The 23719-nt window shown below is 58.4% G+C and carries 16 protein-coding genes, 1 pseudogene and 1 riboswitch; of the genes and pseudogenes, 11 read left to right on the top strand and 6 right to left on the bottom strand.

The genetic code is table 11. From position 1 onward, the window contains the following. Position 1 precedes the first annotated feature (1 nt). Positions 2 to 697 carry a uracil-DNA glycosylase gene (ung, locus tag AC1MDC_RS06505; RefSeq protein WP_085683353.1) on the bottom strand — a complete coding sequence of 232 codons (696 nt, stop codon included), beginning with the start codon at positions 695 to 697 and terminating at the stop codon, positions 2 to 4. Positions 698 to 829: 132 nt separating this feature from the next. Here ung and AC1MDC_RS06500 point away from each other — a divergent pair, with 132 nt between their 5' ends. After that, on the top strand, positions 830 to 1942 hold the full coding sequence (locus tag AC1MDC_RS06500; RefSeq protein ID WP_085703825.1) for an enoyl-CoA hydratase/isomerase family protein: 1113 nt from the start codon (positions 830 to 832) through the stop codon (positions 1940 to 1942). Between the two features lie 77 nt (positions 1943 to 2019). On the opposite strand, the gene AC1MDC_RS06495 is transcribed toward AC1MDC_RS06500, so the two are convergent. From AC1MDC_RS06495 to AC1MDC_RS06475, 5 genes are all read right to left on the bottom strand, one after another. Beyond that, the gene (locus tag AC1MDC_RS06495) at positions 2020 to 7578 is read right to left on the bottom strand and encodes a calcium-binding protein (RefSeq protein ID WP_480392696.1); all 5559 of its coding nucleotides are present in this window, start codon (positions 7576 to 7578) and stop codon (positions 2020 to 2022) included. Between the two features lie 2 nt (positions 7579 to 7580). After that, the gene (locus AC1MDC_RS06490; RefSeq protein ID WP_085703826.1) at positions 7581 to 8441 is read right to left on the bottom strand and encodes a hypothetical protein; all 861 of its coding nucleotides are present in this window, start codon (positions 8439 to 8441) and stop codon (positions 7581 to 7583) included. Positions 8442 to 8487: 46 nt separating this feature from the next. Continuing rightward, positions 8488 to 9687 carry a glycosyltransferase family 4 protein gene (locus AC1MDC_RS06485; protein ID WP_480392695.1) on the bottom strand — a complete coding sequence of 400 codons (1200 nt, stop codon included), beginning with the start codon at positions 9685 to 9687 and terminating at the stop codon, positions 8488 to 8490. A 202-nt stretch (positions 9688 to 9889) separates the two neighbouring features. Beyond that, positions 9890 to 10291: a hypothetical protein gene (locus AC1MDC_RS06480; RefSeq protein ID WP_085700582.1), complete on the bottom strand. Its 402-nt coding sequence runs from the start codon at positions 10289 to 10291 to the stop codon at positions 9890 to 9892. Between the two features lie 178 nt (positions 10292 to 10469). Continuing rightward, positions 10470 to 10733, bottom strand: a complete 264-nt coding sequence (locus AC1MDC_RS06475) for a hypothetical protein (RefSeq protein WP_480392694.1) — start codon at positions 10731 to 10733, stop codon at positions 10470 to 10472. A 284-nt stretch (positions 10734 to 11017) separates the two neighbouring features. Further along, a riboswitch (guanidine-I (ykkC/yxkD leader) is annotated at positions 11018 to 11118 on the top strand. Between the two features lie 63 nt (positions 11119 to 11181). On the opposite strand from AC1MDC_RS06475, the gene AC1MDC_RS06470 reads away from it, so the two are divergent. The 10 genes and pseudogenes from AC1MDC_RS06470 to AC1MDC_RS06425 all read left to right on the top strand — a co-directional run. Continuing rightward, positions 11182 to 12249 carry a putative urea ABC transporter substrate-binding protein gene (locus tag AC1MDC_RS06470; RefSeq protein ID WP_085703828.1) on the top strand — a complete coding sequence of 356 codons (1068 nt, stop codon included), beginning with the start codon at positions 11182 to 11184 and terminating at the stop codon, positions 12247 to 12249. A gap of 18 nt (positions 12250 to 12267) precedes the next feature. Continuing rightward, complete coding sequence (locus AC1MDC_RS06465) at positions 12268 to 13083, top strand: ABC transporter permease (RefSeq protein ID WP_085700580.1); 816 nt, start codon at positions 12268 to 12270, stop codon at positions 13081 to 13083. Further along, complete coding sequence (locus AC1MDC_RS06460) at positions 13080 to 13868, top strand: ABC transporter ATP-binding protein (RefSeq protein WP_085700579.1); 789 nt, start codon at positions 13080 to 13082, stop codon at positions 13866 to 13868. The genes AC1MDC_RS06465 and AC1MDC_RS06460 overlap by 4 nt, the downstream gene beginning before the upstream one ends. A 12-nt stretch (positions 13869 to 13880) precedes the next feature. Continuing rightward, positions 13881 to 14606 carry an urea amidolyase associated protein UAAP1 gene (locus tag AC1MDC_RS06455; RefSeq protein ID WP_085700578.1) on the top strand — a complete coding sequence of 242 codons (726 nt, stop codon included), beginning with the start codon at positions 13881 to 13883 and terminating at the stop codon, positions 14604 to 14606. 11 nt (positions 14607 to 14617) lie between these two features. Continuing rightward, on the top strand, positions 14618 to 15259 hold the full coding sequence (locus AC1MDC_RS06450) for an urea amidolyase associated protein UAAP2 (protein ID WP_085703830.1): 642 nt from the start codon (positions 14618 to 14620) through the stop codon (positions 15257 to 15259). Between the two features lie 175 nt (positions 15260 to 15434). Beyond that, positions 15435 to 19067, top strand: coding sequence for an urea carboxylase (gene uca / locus AC1MDC_RS06445; protein WP_480392693.1), 3633 nt, complete (start codon positions 15435 to 15437; stop codon positions 19065 to 19067). A gap of 25 nt (positions 19068 to 19092) precedes the next feature. After that, the gene (atzF, locus tag AC1MDC_RS06440; RefSeq protein WP_480392692.1) at positions 19093 to 20865 is read left to right on the top strand and encodes an allophanate hydrolase; all 1773 of its coding nucleotides are present in this window, start codon (positions 19093 to 19095) and stop codon (positions 20863 to 20865) included. A gap of 169 nt (positions 20866 to 21034) precedes the next feature. Beyond that, complete coding sequence (locus AC1MDC_RS06435) at positions 21035 to 22522, top strand: sensor domain-containing diguanylate cyclase (protein WP_480392691.1); 1488 nt, start codon at positions 21035 to 21037, stop codon at positions 22520 to 22522. 5 nt (positions 22523 to 22527) lie between these two features. Beyond that, positions 22528 to 22746 carry a cysteine-rich CWC family protein gene (locus AC1MDC_RS06430; RefSeq protein WP_480392690.1) on the top strand — a complete coding sequence of 73 codons (219 nt, stop codon included), beginning with the start codon at positions 22528 to 22530 and terminating at the stop codon, positions 22744 to 22746. A gap of 33 nt (positions 22747 to 22779) precedes the next feature. Further along, a pseudogene (locus tag AC1MDC_RS06425) lies at positions 22780 to 23466 on the top strand (pseudouridine synthase); the annotation flags it as partial. Positions 23467 to 23719 lie beyond the last annotated feature (253 nt).

Raw genomic sequence — 23719 nt, 5'->3', positions numbered from 1 at the left:
ATCAGACCACCGACGGCAGACGCCACTCGATCGGCGCTTCGCCGTTCTGCTCCAGGAACTTGTTGGTGCGGCTGAAATGCCCGCAACCGAGAAAGCCGCGATAGGCCGACAGCGGCGACGGGTGCACCGAGGTCAACACCAGATGCTTGGTGGCGTCGATCAGCTTCTGTTTGCTCTGGGCATGGGAACCCCAGAGCATGAACACCAGATGCGGCTGCCGCTGACTGACCACCTCAATGATCCGGTCCGTGAAGAACTGCCAACCCTTGTCCTTGTGCGCATTGGCGTTGGCGCGCTCTACGGTCATGGTGGTGTTGAGCATCAGCACGCCCTGATCCGCCCAGCTCTGCAAGTAGCCGTGGTTGGGAATGTCGATGTTCAGGTCGCGCTTCAACTCTTTATAGATGTTGACCAGCGAAGGCGGCGCCGGCACGCCCGGTTGCACCGAGAAACACAAGCCGTGGGCCTGGCCCGGGCCGTGGTACGGATCCTGGCCGAGGATGACCACTTTCACCTTGTCCAGCGGCGTCGAATTCAACGCATTGAAAATCAGCGGTCCCGGCGGATAGATTTCCTTGCCGGCCGCCCGCTCCTGCTGCAGAAAAGTGCGCAACTCTGCCATGTAGGGCTGGTCGAACTCGGCACGCAGTGCCTCCTTCCAGCTCGGTTCGAGTTTGATACGGTCGTCAGCAGTCATGGTCATACCCGGCAAAATCAGTGGGGCGAACCCTAGGAAAGCCGACCACGCTTGTCAATTGATCTGACGCAGATCCGGCACTTTCCCACACAGCGATCATACTGATCGTTCAAATTCCCGATCGAGGTCACGATGAATCTGCACTTCGAAGAACTCACCGGCACCGACGGCGCGCGCATCGGCGTGGCCACGCTGGATGCCGAAAAGTCGCTCAATGCGCTGTCCCTGCCGATGATCCACGCCCTGAGCGACAAACTGAACGCCTGGGCCAAGGAGCCGCAAATCGTCTGCGTGCTGCTGCGCGGTAACGGCGCCAAGGCCTTCTGTGCCGGTGGCGAAGTGCGCAGCCTGGTGGAAGCCTGTCGCGCCCATCCCGGCGAGGTTCCGCCGCTGGCCGCGCAGTTTTTCAATGCTGAATATCGGCTGGACTACAGCCTCCACACCTACCCGAAGCCGCTGATCTGCTGGGGCCATGGATATGTGCTCGGCGGCGGCATGGGCCTGCTGCAAGGCGCGAGCATCCGGATCGTCACGCCGAGCAGTCGACTGGCGATGCCGGAAATCAGCATCGGCCTGTACCCGGATGTCGGCGCCAGTTGGTTTCTGTCGCGGCTGCCGGGCAGGCTCGGTTTGTTCCTGGGTTTGACCGGCGCACACATGAACGGTCGCGATGCGATCGATCTGGATCTGGCCGACCGCTTCCTGCTTGACGACCAGCAACAGGAACTGATCGACGGCTTGTTGCAGTTGAACTGGCAGGAACAGACCGCCATGCAGCTCAACAGCCTGCTCAAAGCGCTGCAGCAGGAAGCCGTGGCGCAAATGCCTGAGGCGCAATGGCTGCCGCGTCGGCAGCAGATCGATGAATGGCTGGATGTCAGCGACGTGACCTGCGCCTGGAAAGCCATCAGCCTGCATCGGGACAGCAGCGACCTGTTGATTGCCCGTGCGGCGAAAACCATGAGTGAAGGCTCGCCACTGACGGCGCATCTGGTCTGGGAACAGATAATTCGTGCCCGCCACTTGTCACTGGCCGAAGTCTTTCAGATGGAATACACCCTGAGCCTCAATTGCTGCCGCCATCCGGAATTCAGCGAAGGGGTCCGGGCGCGACTGATCGACAAGGATCAAAAACCGCACTGGCACTGGCCGGACATCGCCCGGGTGCCGGACGCGGTGGTCGAGGCGCACTTTCACAAGGTGTGGGAGGGGCGGCATCCGTTGGCGGATCTGTCGCAATACTAGAACCTATCGTTACCCGCGATGGCAGTCTTTTGGGCTCTGTCGCGGGAAGTTTGAGCCCGTTGCGAAACTATCTGCGATCAAATATTCAACTCATAAAACGCGATTATTTCCTTCATTGCCCGCAACGCCTCTTCATCATTTCTCGGCAAGATATCCTCTACGTCCCGTAAGGGAGGTAGAGGGTGCAAAAGCTCAGTGAGCTGGTTCGCCGTGTAATTTTTAACAGCGCCCTCTTCTCCTTGAACGCTGATGAAGCTGATAGCGGCATCGCCTCCTGAAAAGTGTTCGGAGACACGAACCTTTGGAGACATGCCATAACTCACTACGATGACGAGATCATTCCGTTCACGGTGGAACTTGAGTTGACCAATCGACAGTCCGACCTCCGAAAAATCTATACCGTCAGTTCCGCCGCCGGCATTGATTACCAGGTCTCGCCCAAGCCCATCATATTTATAAACATCATTGCCCCCGCCACCGGACAAGGTGTCATTGCCCGGCCCACCGTAAAGCACTTCATCACCTGAGCCACCGCCGAGCAGATCATCTCCTTGCATCCCTCTTATTTCACCAGTGCCGCTGAGGGTGTCATTACCGCGACCGCCCACGAGCGGTAGAAAACGGTTGTCTCGAAAAGACTTAACCTGAGTAGCGTACTGAACGGTGATGCCATGATGGTAAGTATCGGGGGCAATGCCTAAGCGGCTAACGACGTCTTTAAAATTGATGCTCGAGCCATCAGCAAACCTCACCCTTTCAATTCCGGAACCACTGAGATCGTTCGGATTGGGCAAAACGATTCGTACTTTTTGAGTTCCGCCCCATTCGATATCGAGTGTGGTGTACAGCATCTGGGCTCGAGGCGGTTGACGATGAGCCCCACGCGGTGGGGTGGGTGACAGTTCAATATTTACCGCCTCAACCAACACAGCACCCCAGGTTAGTTTCAACTTATCTGGTTTCGCCTCTTCCGGAAGAACGACGGTATCAATATCAAGCCCCCCAAACTCTTCATGCCACCCAGAGGCTCCAACCTCGGGGCGCAAAAAAACAGGGTCAAGAACGTCGGCAATAATGGTGGTTGCGCCATCATGCGCTTCAACTATGTAAGTGTCGGGACCGTTTTCGCCGTAAAGCCAATCTTCTCCCGGCCCACTGATCAAATAATCGGCACCCGCGGAGCCGAGCAGTGTGTCGTTGCCTGCGCCAGCTGATAAAAATGCGCCTGGGATCCTGTCGCTCACCCCGCCGTACTTAAGCACTGAACCAGCATAGGTAACCACCAAGTCATCTCCTGCACCGCCATGAAAGAGATTTCCCACTTCGAGATTTACCCTGCCGCCAGCGTCATTACCATGAACAACTTTATGCTTGATCGTTTGGGTAGTAGAGCTCCAGCGAAACGCTTTACGAACAATTTCATGATTTTCAAAACTGCCAGCGGGGTACACGTACCACCCCAGAATAGCGCCCGAGTGGTCTATATCTTCGACTACAGCATCACCCACGTTGAACGAGAACCCCGAATAACTGGAGCCAGACGGGTAATATTTTGGCTTTTGTTTCGGTAATTGCGCAGTTTCTGCTTTTACAAACTTGAACGTGGTTTTCGTTGCAGAATTTGACTGTCTTTCAGTCACCACAGCGTCAGCGGCAATCGCCCCCATCCACTCAGGTGTATTGGAAAAGACTCCGGCTTCAACGTCCTCATGGATCAGTTCGGCGCTGATGGCATAGCCACTTTTGTCGGTAGCAATATGACTTCTAACCCAAACACCCTGATCGTTCAGTGCAAATCCTGATGCCTGCCGGGCCGCTGAGCGCTTTGTGTTCAGTTCCGAAAGAAAAAGGCTATCCCACCGGGTGTGACGACCCGTTTCACTGCCTTCCCTCTCAGTAGAAGCGGCTAAGTCATCGGGCAGTGTCTGGACGACTGCTTCGCTCTCACTCTCAATGTCCTGCTTTTTTTCGGGATCGGGTACCGCAGCAACTGTCGTAGACGGATCCGTTATATCTACCGGTTGCACCGTTAATTTGATTACATCCTGGAAATTCAGGATCACGCCGTCGCTGAACCTGAACGTCGAACCTGCCCACTTTTCATGGTGAAGAATCAGAAGCGCGTCACCAATACCATTCGACAGCCGCAACGCCGTGCCCACATCAAGATTGACGATCTTGGCCTGCAAGTTCTCCGCAGAAAATCCATCACCAAAACTTACGACATTGTTGCCACCTGTATCGGTAACAACATCCAGTCCATCACCCACTCCGAAGTAGAAAACATCGTTACCCTGCATCCCTTCCAGATAATCGTTGCCGGCACCACCCTCAAACACGTTATCGCCAGGGCCGCCGCGCAAATAATCGACTCCCTCCCCGCCAACCAGCGTGTCGTTTCCACCACTGCCCAGCAAAGTGTCGTTGCCTGAGCCGCCGTCAAGAAAATCGGCGCCATGTTCTGCTTCGGATGTTTGCTCGTAGTCCCCCACCAAAAGGTCATCATCAGCACCGCCCAAAAGCGTATCGGCGCCCAAACCACCCCAGAGCGTATCGTTTCCTGAATTACCTTGAATGTGGTCATCGTTGGTTCCGCCCGCTTTCAAGTTGGGCTCATCGCCATCCAGAGCGTCGGCGCCTGATCCGCCTATCAGTGTGTCGGAGCCACCCAAGCCACGGAGTGTGTCGTCACCCGCACCGCCATCAAGATAGTCATCACCGTGATAACGAATCGGGTGTTCATGGTAATCACCAACTAACTCGTCGTTGCCGCTGCCACCGAAAAGTGAGTCATCGGCACCGCCGCCCCAAAGGGTGTCATTGCCCTCACCGCCATCCAGAAAATCACTTCCGAAAAAGTCTGCGGCATCACCCGAAACGCCTCGCAGCACCTCGTCATCACCTTTCAGCACATCATTGCCGCTGCCGCCGTACAACACGTCGCTACCACCGTTTCCGGCAAGGTAGTCATCGCCACTGCCACCCGCCAACAAATCGTTGCCATGATGGCGACTGTCGAGACCGCCACCCCAATCCAGGTTGTCTCCCGATAATGTGTCATCGCCACTCCCGCCAGCCAGCGTGTCATTACCCTCTTCGCCGTACAGTGTGTCGTCGTCACTTCCGCCATCGAGCAGGTCATCTCCCCTGCCGCCATTGATAAAATCCCGGCCACCCTGCCCATAGAGGATGTCGTCACCGCCCTCGGTGGGACTATTCAATGAAAATTTGTCAAAGACGCTACGCATGCTGATGACGCCATCACTGAGTGGAACGTCGATGCGCTTGACTGTCCAATTTTGCTCATGTGCACCGGTTGTTTGATCACCGGACAAATTGTCATCACCTGCTCCCCCAATCAGCGTGTCTCGACCGTTGCCGCCGAGCAGCACGTCTCGCGAGGCAGTGCCGACAAGCAGGTCATCACCCTGCCCACCATCCAGCCAATCGCCACGGCTAGCCTTTCCTTTTGTTGCATCGGCAAATGCATTTTCCAGCGTCGTCTGCTTGTCACCGAATAAACGATCGTTGCCTTCTTTGCCGAACAGTCGATCAGACCCGCCAAGACCAACGATGAGGTCATCTTTCGGTGATCCGTAAAGCAGGTCCGCTTTGTTCCTCTGTTTAACATTGGGCAAAAGCAAAGCGTTGCCCAACTCATCGTAAGAAGGCTGATCTCCGCGAACATTGGGGTCGTTATCTTTAATTTTCCAGTCGCCTTGAAGGACCAGATCGGGAGCGGGGAACGCCTGGTCCTGGTAATCAGGAAGATCAATGCCGAGCATCCCCGGATTGAAGTTCTTCACGACGATGAGATCACTCAGTCCGTATTTAATGTTCAGCGTGTTTTCAGCCTGATCTTCAATGAGCGTCAAGCTGATGGCTCGATCTTCCGTAAGCCAGATATTGCTGAGCGGAGCACTGCGTTCGAGAGGTGGGATCGGAAGTCCATTTATCAGCAATCCGCCCCCAACGTGCGCATCAAAAATCTCGTCGATTCCATCTCCGCTGGAGAACTCATACCGATCGTTACCTGGCCCACCAGCGAGAGAGTCGTTACCCTTGCCACCCACCAACACATCATCACCGGCCATACCGTACAACGCATCATTGCCATCGCCTCCTGTTAAAGAGTCATTGCCGCGAGCTCCCTGGATAAAGTCATTACCGGACAGCCCACTGATTGAATCGTTGCCGCCACTGCCGTAAAGATGATCGGTATTTGCCCCGCCACCAAATGATCGTCCGCCATCATCACCAAACATGACCAGAGGGTTTGAGACGCCGGTGGTCATAAGGGCCTGTTTGCCCGAAGCCAAGTCTGAATAGGAAAAGGTCTGGACAGTATTTCGACCGAACGATCCATTGGTTCGGGAAATCAGCCGGGCCAGCATTTCAGAGCGATCGGCAAGCCACTGTTCAGTGATGAAGCCCTCGCCCGTTTCGGGGTCGTAAAGCTCCAGGCTGCGTCCGGAAAAACCGTCGGCCCGCTCAATCACGATTTCGCTTAGTTGCTTGAGGGAATTGCGTAACGCGGCGCCGATTGGCGTTGCCTGACTGGCCAACGTTGCCCAGTCCTTGGCACTGCCATACTCGCCAATGGTTCTGGTAACGATGCTTTGCGATTGAGACGGAGAAAGTGCGGAGAAAAATGTGTAGGCGTTGGAGGCGAAGGTTTCATCGGTGGTCGGTGTGGCGGCCGAGTTCCCGTCGTAGGTTCGCCTGAGCATGTCAAAGAAATCATTCAGGTTATATCGCAATATCAGGCTGACAATAGGTGAGATGGGCGTACCTTTCACCACATGCTGAATCAGTGGATTGATGCTGCCACTGGCGAGAGCGATATTTATTTGTTCGGGCAGAACTGAAAACAGGCTTTCAACCATATTCGACCCGAAGTTTTTAATCACTGCCTGCAATGCAACACTGTATGAGTCCACGGCAAACAGAACATTCTTTAGGTCATCAAGCCTGTTTAACTTGGCAAGATGATGATTCCCTTTTATATGGGAATCCGGATCACCGGCGGAGATCAACCTCCAAGTTTCATATGGTTTTTCTCCACCCAACAGGCTGAAGCCGATTGTTCCAGACCATCCCGCATTACGACTGGTAGCTGTATCAATTTCATCAACATCTTCACGAAATAATACTTTACCAATAGCGCTCGCATCGATTTCTGCAATTTGGCTTATGGAGGGCACAGTCCATGGAGCCAAATCATGCTCAACGGAGCCTTTTATCAACGTATTCATGAGATTGACAGCCACCTGATTAGATGACTGTTGCATCTTCGAATCGCTGATTTTTTTATTTAACCTTAACTCCCCCTGCCGCAGGGTATAAGCTCGGATCAATGCAGAATAAGCGCCCACTCCGCCATTTGCATCAATTGCTACATCGAGCCAGAGTTTGGCATCTTTAAAAATGCCCATTACGCTCTCATCGAACGCAGAACCGCCTAAGAATTTCCCACCCAAAATATTCGACAATGTACGATAAAGTACAGCGCAGTTTCGCCCCTCCACTGCCATCGCAAAATACTCTTCCTCCTCGACATTGAATTTCATTCCCTCACAAATATTTGCAGCCTGCAAAATTTCCAACTTTTCCAAACCACTGAATATATAGCTCATATTCATTTCCCTGTAATAATTGAATGTGAAAGATAGTCGCTGACAGCCTTAAGCGCTTCTGGAGCACCCCGCAAGCCCTCGGTACCCAAATGTATACGAGCATCCCCACCTGCAAAGTCGAAATGGTGCAACTCGACCGTGCAATACGTACGTAAACTCCCAAACTCCAAATTCTCCAACTGCTCCTTATTCATTTTCAAAAGATATGCTTTACTCAAACCACTGGCAGAAGCTTTAGATTCGGGCGAATTTAAACCAATACAATTTATCTTCCGTGGTGTTCCATCACGCCGGCGCCAGTCGGGCATAACAAAAATTCGAACAGAGAATTCATTTTTGATACTGGGTGGAGGCGCGGTAAGCCAAAGTTCCAGGCCTGGATAGTTCTTCAGTTTTACAACCAGATCATCCGGCCAATCCACATGCCGTCCGCCCATATTATGCGGCTCCGTGGTATCCCTTCTGGTGTAAAGTCTGGCGGAAACATTGTAATACGTCCAACTAATGGGTGGTTCTACCCCGTGAGCTTCATATTCCGGAAACAGTTCTTTTCCCGTCCACCAGAATGACCCTGAAAGAAGATCGGCAATACAGGAACCGTCGCTCCTTAATGTCGATCCAAAATGGAATCCGGGAATCTTTGTCCGGTCCAGCAGGCTGCCGCCAAGTATCGGGACCTGCTCCATACCCGCCAGCTTCCTGCTGCACGCCCCTTGTTTCTTCTGATAAATCTCGCGCGCTACTGCGGCCTCCTCCCATCGAATACAGAAATCAACGACCCAATAACAGATCGCTAATAACACGCCATATTTAACTCCCCTTCTGCACTGGCGAAAAACCTCCTTGCGAGACATCTTAAGCATTTCAAATCTCCATTTTAAAATGACCAATCACATCACTCGAAACAACTCACCTCATCAACTCCTTAAATACTTCAAAGTAACCACTTACTCCTTTAACCACATCAAATTCGCTTGCCTTCAACCTCGCCGCATCTTTCATAGACTCAAAACCACCGAAAGACGTTAAAACCCTGCACACTGCCGTGGCGATTTCTTCAACGTCAAAAAAACCAACAAGTATCCCGCTGATTCCATCTTCGACAACTTCCTGTACGGGAGCGGTATTTGAACCTACGACAACACAGCCAGAAGCCATTGCTTCCAACAGAGACCACGACAGTACAAACGGATACGTCAAATACACGTGAGCCTTTGAAAGACTCAGAACCGACCTGTAAGTTAGATAAGACAACTTCCCAACAAAGTGAACATTGGAAGCATCAAAATCCACCTCCGCAATCATCTTGCTTCGCCAGTTCAAAAATCCAAAAGGCAGCCGCCCATAACTGACGCCATCCCCACCTATAACAACAATCTGCGCACTCGGGCACTTTTCCTGAATATAGGGAATGGATCTCATAAAACTATGAAAGCCTCGGTACGGTTCGAGGTTTCTGGCGACATAAGTCACCACAGGCTGACCCGCTTTTATCACGCGCCCGCCGGGTAGCGTTACAGACTCGACCTCTTCTGATTCGGTAAATTGAATAATGCCTTCGTGAATGACGCGAATTTTAGACTGATATGTTTTCGGAAAAAGACCGCGCTGCCATTGCGTAGGTGCAATCCCGGCATCGCACTGCTCAATATTCAGGAGATGCATCGAATTCAAGACTCTAAGCCTTGAGGACGTATCCATCGCACAGGGAAACTCAGGATCGAAACCAGAGTCCGCCTCACGCGCTCGGTAATAGTACTCACAGAAATGAACTAGCGGCACATCGGGGTAAACATCTTTGACGAATAGCGTTTCACCCCACCCGGGATGAGCAAGAACTACATCAGGCCGAAAGCCTGCCTGGCTGAGCCTCTTCAATATTCGTTGAACTTGTTGCCCGTCCGAAACTGCCTCTTCATATCTGTACAAATAGTTATGAACGCCATTAATCATCTTCCTTGATGGTCGATATCGAAATAACCTTACCCCCGCAATACCTGGCGCTGTATCGCGTCCAATTGCAATGACGCCCAGACGTCTGCGCAATGCTTCCAACGCCACATGACGAAACTGACCGGGAAAATTCTGATGAATGATAAGAAAATTCATATCTGAGCAATATCCCGCGCTTATACACCTCCCTGAAATTGAAGTTTTTCAACATCAACATGTGCATACAAACGCTAACAAATGTTCAGAAATAAAACTGTAGGAGGGATCCGAGAACCCCCTAGGAGATGGTGCGATCCACACCAACACAAAAAGCGGGCACAAAAAAAGCGGCGCTCAATGCGCCGCTTTTTGCGAGGGGTTACCAGCGGTTGCCGTGCCGGTTGTAATCGCCACGTCCACTGTGACGGTCGTAGTTGCCACGACCCCGGCGGTCATCCCAGCCACCGCGGCGGTGGTCATCCCAGCGTCCGCGATCATGACCGTGCCAGCGGCGGCTCTCGTAGTAGCGCGGGGCCGGCTGGTAATAACGAGGCGCCGAGTAATAGCGTGGAGCCGGTTGGTAATAGCGCGGTGCTGGCTGGTAGTAGCGCGGCGCCGAGTAGTACGTGCTGCCGCCGGTGTAATAAGTGCCACCGCTGTAATACGAAGGTGCCTGCGATGTGTAGACCTCTGAGCTGTAATAGCCATCTCCGTAGGAATAAGGGACGCATCCGCCAAGGGAAAAAAGCATCACGGTAAACAGAAGAATTCGGCGATACATGGCGGCCTCCTGGACCGCGGGTAGCCACACCAGCGACGCTGGCAGGCGTCAGTCTTTTATTCGGCGACTGACGAAAAATCAGACAGCGTTTTCGGCATCTGGTGCGTTTCTGCAACAACTTGAAACAAGTGCTTCATGAAACCTTGTTCATCCAAAAACGCCTTCATTCAGCCGCTGATTAGTGGTGCCCACCGTGGTATCCACCGCCGTGATAACCCCGTTCATAGCCGCCGCGATAGCCATAACCGCCGTAGTAATAGCGGGCACCGCCGTAGTAGCGCGGACCGTAATAACCACCGTAGTAATAGGGCGAGTAATAGCCGGGATAGTAATAGGGCGAGGAATAAACATCGTAGCCGCCGGCGTAGTAGTAACAACCGGACAGCCCCAGACCGAGCACTGCTCCCGGCAGCACCCAACGCAGCAATTTTGAAATACGCATGGCGGCCTCCTGAAAGACCTGTGACAGCAGTCGGCACAGACCGGCTGACATCACGTTTGACTGGCTGACCGCTACCGAGTGCCCACGCCCCACCGAGCATCGGATCAGCGGCCATCGCGCTGCATCACGGTGCAGGCGCGCACCAACACAAAGCGTCGCCGCCACCTGCCAACCGCATCCTTCCACCCGCAAGCCGCGTCGCAGAAGGCTCGCCGCGACTTGGCACGCCTCTCGCTTTAGCAAACCCGTGCAGGAGTCATCACAGGTTCGCGGCACCACAATTTGCAATGGCTGACTAGGGTTCCGGCTCGCATCTGCGAGTGGCTGGTCCGAGAGTTGGCGACCTCCAGTTGAGGTTACACGGCGGGACAAAAGCCCGGGAGACAAGCCACCGTTCGCGGTGCCGCGTTGCCTTCCTGTCCGCCCTCGATCAACTGGAGAAGCCACCATGTCCCGACTACGTTTGCCCGCCCTTCTCGCCGCCGCGTTCGCCGCGCTCGTCAGCACCCAATCCCCCGCCGCGCAGAAAGACCACTTCAGTGTCTGCTGGACGATCTACGCCGGCTGGATGCCATGGGAATATGCCGGCAGCCAGGGCATCGTCGATAAATGGGCGAAGAAATACGGGATCAAGATCGACGTGGTCCAGCTCAACGATTACGTCGAATCGATCAATCAGTACACCGCCGGTCAGTTCGACGGCTGCACCATGACCAACATGGACGCGTTGACCATCCCGGCCGCCGGCGGCGTCGACAGCACCGCGCTGATCGTCAGCGATTTCTCCAACGGCAACGACGGCATCGTTCTCAAAGGCGAGGGCAAGAAAGTTGCCGACCTCAAGGGCATGGACGTCAACCTGGTCGAACTGTCGGTCTCGCATTACCTGCTGGCCCGCGCGCTGGACTCGGTCGACCTGACCGAGAAAGACCTGAAAGTGGTCAACACCTCCGATGCCGACATTTCTGCCGCCTTCAACACCGAGCAGGTCAACGCCGTCACCACCTGGAACCCGATGCTCTCGGACATCAAGGCCAAACCCGGCGTGACCGAAGTCTTCAATTCCAGCCAGATCCCCGGCGAAATCATGGACATGATGGTGGTCAACAGCGCCACCCTCAAAGACAACCCGGCCCTGGGCAAGGCGCTGACCGGCGCGTGGTTCGAAGTGGTCGAGCTGATGAACGCAAAAAACGCTGCGAGCAAAGCCGCGCTTGAGCACATGGCCAAGGCCTCGGGCACCGACCTGGCCGGATTCCAGGCGCAACTGGACACCACCAAACTGTTCGCCACCCCCAAAGAAGCCCTGGCGTTCGCCACCAGCAAGCAACTGCCGGAAACCATGCGCAGGGTCGCCGAGTTTTCGTTTGAGCACGGTTTGCTCGGCGAAGGCGCGAAAGACACCAGTGCGGTCGGCATGGCGTTCGCCAACGGCGTGACCAGCGGCGACACCGCCAATCTCAAGCTGCGTTTCGATCCGACCTACGTGCAGATGGCCGCCGACGCCAAGCTGTAAGCCACGGAGGATTTGGCCATGCGCCTGATCAATCGCCACCCGGATCGCCCCAGTCGTCTGCTGCTGGTGATCCTGCCGTTCGCCCTGGTGCTGTTCGCCTATTTCATGGGCTCGGCCGAACGTCTGGCGGAGAACCCCAACGACAAACTGCTGCCCAGTGCCGTGCAGATGACCGATGCGGTGAAACGCCTGGCATTCAATGCCGACAGCCGCACCGGTGAATATCTGCTCTGGCAGGACACTGCCGCGAGCCTGCAACGACTGGCCTTCGGCCTCGGTATCGCCGCGCTGGCCGGGCTGTGTCTGGGCATCGCGGCCGGAACCCTGCCGCTGTTCGGCGCACCGTTGTCGCCGATGCTGACGGTGTTATCGATGGTGCCACCCCTGGCGATCCTGCCGATTCTGTTCATCGTCTTCGGCCTCGGCGAGCTGTCGAAGGTGATGCTGATCGTGATCGGTATCACCCCGGCTCTCGCCCGAGATCTGGAACAGCGCGCGCGGGACATTCCGGTCGAACTGCTGATCAAGGCGCAGACCCTCGGCGCCTCGACCTGGACCCTGATGCTGCGTGTGGTTCTGCCACAGCTGTTGCCGCGCCTGCTGATTTCACTGCGGCTGATGCTAGGTTCGGCGTGGCTGTTCCTGATCGCCGCCGAAGCCATCGCCTCCACCGACGGTCTGGGCTACCGGATTTTCCTCGTGCGTCGTTACCTGGCGATGGATGTGATTCTGCCGTACGTGGTGTGGATCACCCTGCTCGCCTGGCTGATGGACTGGGGCCTCAAGTGCCTGACCCGGCGTGCATTCCCCTGGTATGAGGGGGCAGCCAAATGAGCTTCATCACAGTGAAAAACGTCTGGCAGCAATACGCCGACCAAGTGGTGCTCGAAGGGCTGAACCTCAACGTCAATGAGGGTGAGTTCTGCACGCTGGTCGGAGCTTCGGGCTGCGGTAAATCGACCTTCCTGCGCCTGCTGCTGGGTCAGGAAACCGCCAGTCGCGGCGAGATTCTGCTCGACGGCCAGCCACTGGCCCGCGAACCGGATGCCAGCCGTGGCGTGGTGTTCCAGCGCTACTCGGTGTTCCCGCACTTGAGCGTGCTGGACAACGTCGCCCTCGGCCTCGAACTGCCCCGGGCGCCACTGCTCGGGCGTCTGTTTGGCAGCGCCAAACGCGACGCCCGCGAACAGGCCACGGCGCTGCTGCAAAAAGTCGGCCTCGGCCATGCGCTGGACAAGTACCCGGCGCAACTGTCCGGCGGCATGCAACAGCGGTTGGCGATCGCCCAGGCGTTGATCATGAAACCGCGCGTGTTGCTGCTCGACGAACCGTTCGGCGCGCTCGATCCGGGCATTCGCAAGGACATGCACGCGCTGCTGCTGGAGCTGTGGCGCGAGACGCAACTGACCGTATTCATGGTCACCCACGACCTGTCCGAAGGCTTCAGCCTCGGCACCCGTCTGCTGGTGTTCGACAAGGTCCGCCTCGACCCGCACGCCCCCGGCGCCTATGGCGCCCGCATCACCTACGACATCCCTTTGAACAGCGACCGCCGTGCCCAACGCGCCGCCGTCGACGCCCTGCCGGAGCAACTGGCGAGCGCCCTTCGAACCGCTTGAGAGGAATTTCCCATGACTGATTCAACCCGAATTTTCCCGCCCTTCGCCGAAGAAACCCTGCCCGGCGGCGGCCATCGCTCCTTCGTCTTGAAACGCGGGCAGCTACTGCGCCTGACGGATCTGCGCGGTGGTGCCAACGTCAGCCTGACCTTGCTCAACGCCAACGAAAAAACCGAGCGCCTGAACCTGCCCGACAGCCTCAAATGTCAACACACCGCCAAGCTGACCGCGGGCCATTGCCTCTACTCGGACATGGGCCGCGTGCTGGCGGCGATCACGGCGGATACCTGCGGCTGGAGTGACAGTCTCGGCGGCGTGCTGTGCGCCGAGGAAGTCGCGGAGAAATACGGCCAGGGCCGCTATCAGGAACTGCGCAACGGCTTCTTTCGCAACGGTACCGACAACCTGCTGGTGGAGCTCGGCAAGTGGGGGCTGGGCCTGTCCGACCTGCTGATGACCCTCAACCTGTTCAGCCGGGTCAACGTCGACGACAGCGGGCGTTTGCACTTTGTCGAAGGCCATTCGCAGGCCGGTGACTACATCGAACTCTATGCACCGATGGACACCCTGGTTGTGCTCACAGCCCTGCAACATCCACTGGATCCGTCGCCGCAATACGCGCCCAAACCGCTGAAGCTGAGCTGGATGAACGCCGACCCGAGCGTCGCCGAGCACTGCCGTACCTCGCGCCCGGAGAACGAGCGCGGCTTCATCAACACCGACCGTTTGTTCGCCTGAGGATCGTCGCCATGTCAGTTGCTATCGCCACTTCGCAAAAACAACCGGACGCGGCGGTATACCGCGCCACCATTCCCGCCGGCGAACCCTGGCTGATGGAGGTCAAGGCCGGCCAGACCCTGCGCATCCTTGATCTGGAAGGCAATCAGGCGGTCGACACCTTGTTTTACAGCGTCGCCAATCCCCGTGAGCGCTACGACGTGCAGCGCACATTGCGTCGACAAAACAACGTCTACCTGAGCACCGGCAGCGTTTTGTATTCCAACCTCGGCAAACCGATGCTGACCATCATCGCCGACACCTGCGGCCGCCACGACACCCTCGGCGGCGCCTGCGCGCAAGAGAGCAACACCGTGCGCTACGCCCTGGAAAAACGCTACATGCACAGCTGCCGCGACAACTACCTGCGCGCTTGCGCCCACGACGGGCGCCTGGGCAAAGGTGACATCGGGCCGAACATCAATTTCTTCATGAACGTGCCGGTCACTGCCGAGGGCGGCCTGACCTTCGAAGACGGAATTTCCGCCCCCGGCAAATACGTCGACCTGCGCGCGGAGATGGACGTGATCGTGCTGATTTCCAACTGCCCGCAACTGAACAACCCGTGCAACGCCTACAACCCGACACCTGCGGAGCTACTGGTATGGAACTGAAATTCGTCCGTCTGCGCCGCTGGTTGTTTGCCCTGTGCCAGGCGCGCTCGGGCCAGTGCCTGAAAAAGTGAAGTGATTTCGCCGTCGGGGACGACCCTGGCGCCTGAACAAAAACGGCGGGACGGCCCGCCTCCCAGTCGAGCCCGCCACCTGCGCGGGCTCCGGGGGATTCTCCATGTTCGAAAAAGTCCTGATTGCCAACCGTGGCGCGATTGCCTGCCGCATTCTGCGCACCTTGCATGAACTGCACGTCGAAGGCGTCGCGGTCTACTCCGAAGCCGATGCCGCCAGCCTGCACATCCTGCAAGCTGAAGAAGCGCACAGCCTCGGCGAAGGGGCAGCGGCCGGCACCTATCTGGCCGTGGACAAGATTCTCGCCATCGCCAAAGCCAGTGGCGCCACAGCAATCCACCCCGGTTACGGCTTCCTTTCGGAAAACGCCGCGTTCGCCGAAGCCTGCGCAAACCATGGCATTGCCTTCATCGGCCCGACACCGGAGCAACTGCGGGTGTTCGGCCTCAAGCACACCGCACGCGCCCTGGCCAAACAGCACGGTGTGCCGATGCTTGAAGGCACCGAACTGCTCGACAGCCTTGAAGCCGCACTGATTGCCGGCGAACAGGTCGGTTATCCGGTAATGCTCAAAAGCACTGCCGGTGGCGGTGGCATCGGCATGCGCGTGTGCCGTAACCCCGGCGAACTGAGCGAGTCTTTCGAGGCAGTGAAGCGCCTCGGTCAGAACAACTTCAGCGACGCCGGCGTGTTCATCGAGAAGTACATCCAGCGTGCGCGGCATCTGGAAGTTCAGGTGTTCGGCGACGGTCACGGTGCGGTGATCGCCCTCGGCGTGCGCGACTGCTCGGTGCAGCGGCGCAATCAGAAAGTCCTTGAAGAAACCCCGGCACCGAACCTGCCCGAAGGCATGGCGGATGAGCTGTGCGCGGCGGCGATCAAACTGGCCAAGGCAGTGAATTACCGCAGCGCCGGCACCGTCGAATTCGTTTTCGACAGCGATGCGCAGCGCTTCTATTTTCTGGAAGTGAACACCCGGTTGCAGGTTGAGCACGGCGTCACCGAACAGGTGTGGGGCGTCGATCTGGTGCGCTGGATGATCGAGTTGGCGGCCGGTGACTTGCCGCCGCTGGCCGAGTTGTTCGCAGGCCTGCAACCGCAAGGGCATGCGATTCAGGCGCGGCTGTATGCCGAGGATCCGGGCCGCGATTTCCAGCCCAGCCCCGGCTTGCTGACGGCGGTCGATTTCCCGGTCGCCAATGGCCGGCACCTGCGCATCGACACCTGGGTCGAGGCCGGGTGTGAGATCCCGCCCTACTTCGATCCGATGATCGCCAAAATCATCAGCTGGGCGCCGACCCGCGAACAGGCCCGCACCGATCTGCATCAGGCCCTCGGCGACAGCCAGCTGTACGGCGTGGAAACCAACCGCGACTACCTGCGGCAGATTCTGCTCGACACGCCGTTCGCCAGCGGCCAGCCCTGGACCCGTTGCCTGGAAGGCCTGGTGTACCAGGCCAACACCTTCGAAGTGCTGAGCGCCGGCACCCAGACCAGTGTCCAGGACTACCCCGGTCGCCTCGGTTACTGGGCGGTCGGCGTGCCACCTTCGGGGCCGATGGACAGTCGCGCGCTGCGTCTGGGCAATCGTCTACTGGGTAACGATGAAGGCCTGGCGGCGCTGGAAATCACCATGAGCGGGCCGTTGCTGCGCTTCAATTGCGATGCGGTGGTGGCCGTGACCGGCGCACCGATTGCCCTGACACTCGACGGTCAGCCGCAGGCGATGAATACCGCCCTGCTGATCCCCGCGGGCAGCCAGCTGCATCTGGGCAATCTGTCGGGCGCCGGAGCCCGCAGCTACCTGTGCCTGCGCGGCGGGTTGCAAGTGCCGGATTATCTGGGCAGCAAAAGCACCTTCACCCTCGGTCAGTTCGGTGGTCATGGCGGACGTGCCTTGCGCGCCGGCGACGTATTGCATCTGGCCGCCCTGAGTGAGCGCAGCACCGGGCAGACATTGCCCCCCCATCACGTCAGCGAATTACCTGCCGTGCGCCGGATCCGCGTCATCTACGGCCCCCATGGCGCGCCTGAGTATTTCACTGAAAACTACATCGACACCTTTTTCGCCACGCAATGGGAAGTGCATTTCAACTCCAGCCGCACCGGCGTACGCCTGATCGGGCCGAAACCGGAGTGGGTGCGCGCCGACGGCGGCGAGGCCGGTCTGCATCCGTCGAACATTCACGACAATCCCTACGCCATCGGTGCGGTGGACTTCACCGGTGACATGCCGGTGATCCTCGGCCCGGACGGCCCGAGCCTTGGCGGTTTCGTGTGCCCGGTGACGGTGATCGAGGCGGATCTCTGGCAACTGGGTCAACTCAAGGCCGGGGACAAAGTGCAGTTCGTGCCCGTTGACCTTAAGACTGCACGCGATCTCGCTCTGAAATGGGATTCCTGTGAAAGCGGGCTTGCCAGCGATGAAGTTGACGCGGTGTCTGCTCGGGCCCTGTCGCTGGCAAGCCAGCTCCCACAGGGCCTGGTTTCGCCTGTGGTTCTGGAATTGGGTCAGGACGACAAGCGGCTGGTCGGGCGTGTGTCCGGCGATACCCATCTGCTGCTGGAAATCGGCGCCCCGGAGCTGGATCTGGTCCTGCGCTTCCGGGCCCACGCACTGATGCAGGCGCTGGAAGGCAAAAACCTGCACGGCGTGATCGACCTGACACCCGGCATTCGTTCACTGCAGATCCACTATCAGCCCGAACAACTGCCGCTGGCCGATCTGCTCGGAATCGTTGCGGGCGAGTGGGATGCCGTGTGCGCTGCCGGGGATCTGCAAGTACCGTCGCGCATCGTCCACCTGCCATTGTCTTGGGACGATCCGGCCTGCCAGTTGGCGATCGAGAAATACATGACCACCGTGCGCAAGGACGCGCCGTGGTGCCCGAGCAATCTGGAGTTCATCCGCCGCATCAATGACCTGCCCAACCTCGACGAGGTGCAACGCACAGTGTTCGATGCGAGCTATCTGGTGATGGGCCTCGGTGATGTCTACCTCGGTGCGCCGGTCGCCACACCGCTCGATCCGCGCCATCGGCTGGTGACCACCAAGTACAACCCGGCGCGCACCTGGACCGCCGAAAACTCGGTGGGCATCGGCGGCGCCTACCTGTGCGTCTACGGCATGGAAGGTCCGGGCGGATATCAGTTCGTCGGGCGTACCTTGCAGATGTGGAACCGCTATCGCGAAGTCGCCGCGTTCGAAGGCAAACCGTGGCTGCTGCGGTTTTTCGATCAGATCCGTTTCTACCCGGTCACCGCCGAAGAACTGCTGCGCATCCGCCGGGATTTTCCCCTCGGACGCTTCGACCTGAACATCGAACAGAGCCAGCTCAACCTCGGCGAATATCAAGCGTTTCTCAACCGCGAGGCCGAGAGCATCCACGCCTTTCGCCTGCAGCAACAAGCCGCGTTCAACGCCGAGCGCGAACGCTGGATCGCCAGCGGCCAGGCGCATTTCGACAGCGAAGAGGCCGTGTCGCAAAGCTGCGAAGAAATGCCACTGGCCTGCGGTCACCAGAGTGTCGACAGCCATATCGCCGGCAACCTGTGGCAGGTCCAGGTCGAGGTCGGGAGTCGCGTCGCCGCCGGCGATGCGTTGGTGATCCTGGAGTCGATGAAGATGGAAATCCCCGTACTCGCACCGCTGCCCGGCGTGGTCCGGGAGATTCGCGTGCAACCCGGTTCGGCGGTACGCGCCGGTCAACGGGTCGTGGTGCTGGAACTCGACTGAACCCATTTTTGCAAAGGATGACCCCATGAATCTGCAACTCGATGCCCTGCGCCAGGCCTACCGCGACGGCCAGACCACCCCCCGCAAATTGCTGTTGGCCCTGCGGGAAAAAGCCGCTGCGCTCAATCCCGACTATCACTTGTTTATTCATCTGCTCAGCGTCGAGGAACTGGAGCCGTACCTCGCCAGCCTCGACGGCCGCGATCCAGAGAGCTTGCCGCTGTATGGCGTGCCGTTCGCGATCAAGGACAACATTGACCTGGCCGGTGTCCCGACCACGGCCGCGTGTCCGGCATTCGCCTACGTTCCCGAACGTTCGGCCACCATCGTCGAACAGTTGCTGGCGCTGGGCGCAATTCCGCTCGGCAAGACCAACCTCGACCAGTTCGCCACCGGCCTCAATGGCAGCCGTTCGCCTTACGGTGCCTGCCCGAACAGCGTGTTGCCGGAATATCCCTCCGGTGGTTCCAGCGCCGGCTCGTCGCTGGCCGTGGCGCTCGGCGTCGCCAGTTTCGCGTTGGGCACCGACACCGCGGGCTCCGGTCGGGTGCCGGCGGCGTTGAACAATCTGGTGGGTCTGAAGGCCAGCAAAGGGCTGATCTCCACCGCCGGCGTGCTGCCGGCCTGCCGCACGCTCGATTGCGTCACCACGTTCACCGCAACGGCGCGGGAAGCCAGTCAGCTACTGGCGCTGACCGCGCACCTCGATCCGAGGGACGAATACAGCCGCAGTAATCCGTCATGGAATGACGGTTCCGCGTTCGGCGTACCACGGCCGTTCCGCTTCGGTGTACCCCGTGCGCAAGACCTGGAATTTTTCGGTTGTGAGGAAGGCCCGCAGCTGTTCGGCGATGCCATTGACCGGCTCAAGGCAGCGGGCGGTGAGGCTGTCGAGCTGGATCTGTCGCCATTCCTCGAAGCGGCGCGGTTGCTCTATGAAGGGCCGTGGGTGGCCGAGCGCTACAGCGTGGCCGGCGAGTTGATGGAAGAAAACCCTGCGGCGGTGCTGTCGGTGATCCGCGCGGTGCTGGCCAAAGCACCAGCCGTCAGCGGCGTGCAGACGTTCCGTGCGCAATATCGCCTGCAAGCACTGAAAGCCGTTTGCGATCAAGCACTGGAAGGACTCGACTGCGTGCTCACGCCCACTATTGGTCGTCCGGTGACGCTGGCGGAGCTCGACGCGGAACCGGTGCTGCGCAATTCCGAACTGGGCTACTACACCAACTTCATGAACCTGCTTGATTACGCCGCCGTCGCCGTACCCGGCGGTTTCATGGCCAACGGGCTGCCGTGGGGTGTGACGCTGTTTGGTCGAGCGTTCACCGATCAGTATCTGCTGGGCGTGGCCGATGCCTTGCAGCGCCAGCAGGATCGCGCGCTGCCGACGCCGAACAACCCGGCGCGCCATGACCGTGCACGACTGGTGGTCTGCGGTGCGCATCTGGACGGACTGGCCCTGAACTGGCAACTGCGTCAGCGCGGCGCACGCCTGATCGAAGCCACCTGCAGCTCGAAGGACTACAAACTTTATGCCCTGGCCGGTGGCCCGCCGTTGCGCCCGGGCATGCTGCGCGTGGCCGACGGTGGCGTGGCCATCGCGGTGGAAGTCTGGGAGTTACCGAGCAGTGAACTGGGCTCGTTCCTGACCGGGATCCCGGCGCCGCTGGGCCTGGGTAAGGTGCAACTGGCGGATGACCGATGGGAAAGCGGATTCATCTGCGAACCTTACGGCCTGGAAGGTGCAACCGATATCAGCCATTTGGGTGGGTGGCGAGCGTATCTGCAAACCAGAACCTGATTCGAAAACCGGCCCCCTCTCGTTCCGGGAGGGGGGCTGGATGAGCAAGCCATTCTCCAGACACACCTGCCCGGCTGATCCCCCCGCATTTCAGGCACAAATCCCGCAGTCTTTTCCCCGCCGTGCCACTAGAATGCTGCCCATCGGGTCACTGTCAACGGAATTGCCAATGCCGCTCAGATCTGCGTTTTACTCCCAACGTTCGCTGGTATTGACTCTGGTCGCCTTCCTCGGCGCAGGTTTCCTCGCCACCTCGCTGCTCAGCTACTACGCCTCGCGGGCCTCGATCCGCGACAACATCGTCAACACCGAACTGCCGCTGACCTCCGACACGGTGTACTCGGAAATCCAGAAAGACCTCGTCAGACCAATCCTGATTTCCTCGATGATGTCGCGCGACACCTTCATGCGCGACTGGGTGGTGAACGGCGAAAAAGACAGCGACCAGATGACCCGTTACCTCGACGAGGTCATGACCCACTACGGCGCCTACACCGCGTTCTTCGTCTCCAACAGCACCCACACCTACTACCACGCCAAGGGCGTGCTCAAGCAGGTGAAAATCGACGAGCCGCGCGACACCTGGTACTTCCGCGTGCGCGACATGAAGGATCCGTACGAGATCAATGTCGACCCGGACCTGGCCAACAAAGACAACATGACCTTCTTCATCAACTACAAGGTCTACGACTACAACGATCGCTTCATCGGCGCCGCCGGCGTAGGGCTGACGGTGGATGCGGTGATCAAGCTGATCGACAAGTACCAGCAGCGTTATCAACGCAGCGTTTACTTCGTCGACACCTTCGGCCGACTGGTCTTGACCGGCGCCGAGGGCGGCCCGGAAGGTGCGCGGGTCGGGAAAAGCCTCAACGATCTCGACAGCATGAAAACCCTGGTCAGCCAGTTGCCCAAACCCCACAGCGGCAGCTACGAATATTCCGCCCACGGCCAGGGACATTTCCTCAACGTGCGGTTCATTCCCGAGTTGAACTGGTACCTGTTCGTCGACAAACGTGAAGACGGCGCGCTGAGCGAAATCCGCCAGTCGCTGTATATCAATCTGCTGATCTGCCTGCTGGTGACGTTGATCGTGCTGTGGCTGGTCAACCGCTTGATCAAGCGCTACCAGGACAAGATCCACGCCCAGGCCACCCTCGACAGCCTCACCGAACTGCCCAACCGCCGCGGCTTCGGCCTGCTCGCCGCGCAAGCCCTGCAGGAAGCCCGCCGCGAGCCAAAACCACTGACAGCGTTGCTTCTGGATCTGGACCACTTCAAGGAGTTGAACGATACCTTCGGACACATGGCCGGCGATCAGGTTTTGATCGGCTTTGCCCGGGACCTGCAAAGCTGCCTGCGCCATTCCGACATCGTCTGCCGTTGGGGTGGTGAGGAATTTATCGTGCTGCTGAAGGACACCGACGGCGAGACCGGTCAGAAGATTGCCGAGAAGATCCGCCAGCACGTCGAACAGCATGAATATGCCTACAACGGTCACACGCTGAATCTGACGGTCAGCATCGGCGCCACCACCCTGCAACGGGATGACACCTTGCACAGCCTGCTGTCCCGGGCCGATCATGCGATGTATCGGGCCAAACAGACTGGCCGCAATCGCACCTGCGTGGAAATGCCTCACTCGACCTATGCCTGAAGCCCATGAACAAACCTGACCTCTGCCCGGCCTGTGGCGCCCGCAACGACTGCACCCTGGCCGACCCGCGCACCGCCGACCGCGCCTGCTGGTGCTACGGCGTCACCATCGATCCGGCAGTGCTCGAAGCTCTGCCACCGGAACTGCGCAACCAATCCTGCCTGTGCCCGCGTTGCGCCCAGGTCGAAGCGCAACTGCAAGCGGCCAGGCCGTCGATCCCGTAAGATGCGCGCCCCACTGCCTGCCGATTCCTGATCATGCGTGTCGACCGTTTCCTCAGTAACCTGCCCCGCTACAACCGCAAGCAGGTTCGCCTGTTGCTGGTGGAAAAGCGCGTGCGCATCGACGGAAAAGTCGTCAGCGACCCTCACAGCGAAGTCCTGGAATTCAGCCGCGTCGAAGTCGACGACGAAGTGCTGCAAAGCGGTAAACCGGCGCGCTATTTCATGCTGCACAAACCGCAGGGCTGCGTCAGCGCCACCCGCGATCCCGAGCACCCGACCGTGCTCGACCTGATCCACGAGCCGGACAAGGACGACCTGCACATCGCCGGGCGTCTGGACTTCAACACCACCGGGCTGATGCTGATCACCAACGATGGCACCTGGTCGCGGCGCCTGACCCAGCCGCAGACCAAACTGCCGAAGGTCTACTACGTCGAGACCGAGCAGGAGATCGGCCCGGAATATGCGATCAAGTTCGCCGAGGGGATCTATTTCGCCTTCGAAGACCTGACCACCCAACCGGCGCAACTGCAAGTGCTCGGCCCGCGAACGGCGCGGCTGAGCATCGTCGAGGGTCGCTACCATCAGGTGAAGCGCATGTTCGGCTACTTCAACAACAAAGTGCTGCGGCTGCACCGCGAATCCATGGGCCCGCTGGCGCTGGATCACGCGCTAAAACCGGGCGAATACCGGGCCTTGCGCACCGAAGAGATTCATTTGTTCCAAGCGGCCGACCGCTCAGCAGAAGTTGTCGAACAATTTACCAACGGCACTTGCGCGATCCGGATCCCCCTGCTTGAATCAGGACGTCGGCCAAATTGTGACCGATGAGTCACACATAACATCCAAGAAACTTTTTGTCGGTAGACAGCCCATCAGGGCTGCGCCTCAGCCGACAGACTGCCCGCCAATAACAATACCCGTCGACCTGCCTTACCGGATCGACATGGGCCACAAAATTCCAGGCATATGC

It is taken from the genome of Pseudomonas sp. 1 (assembly GCF_056626735.1).
Note: the sequence above shows the minus strand (reverse complement) of the source record. Positions and strands in the feature narration are given on the sequence as shown.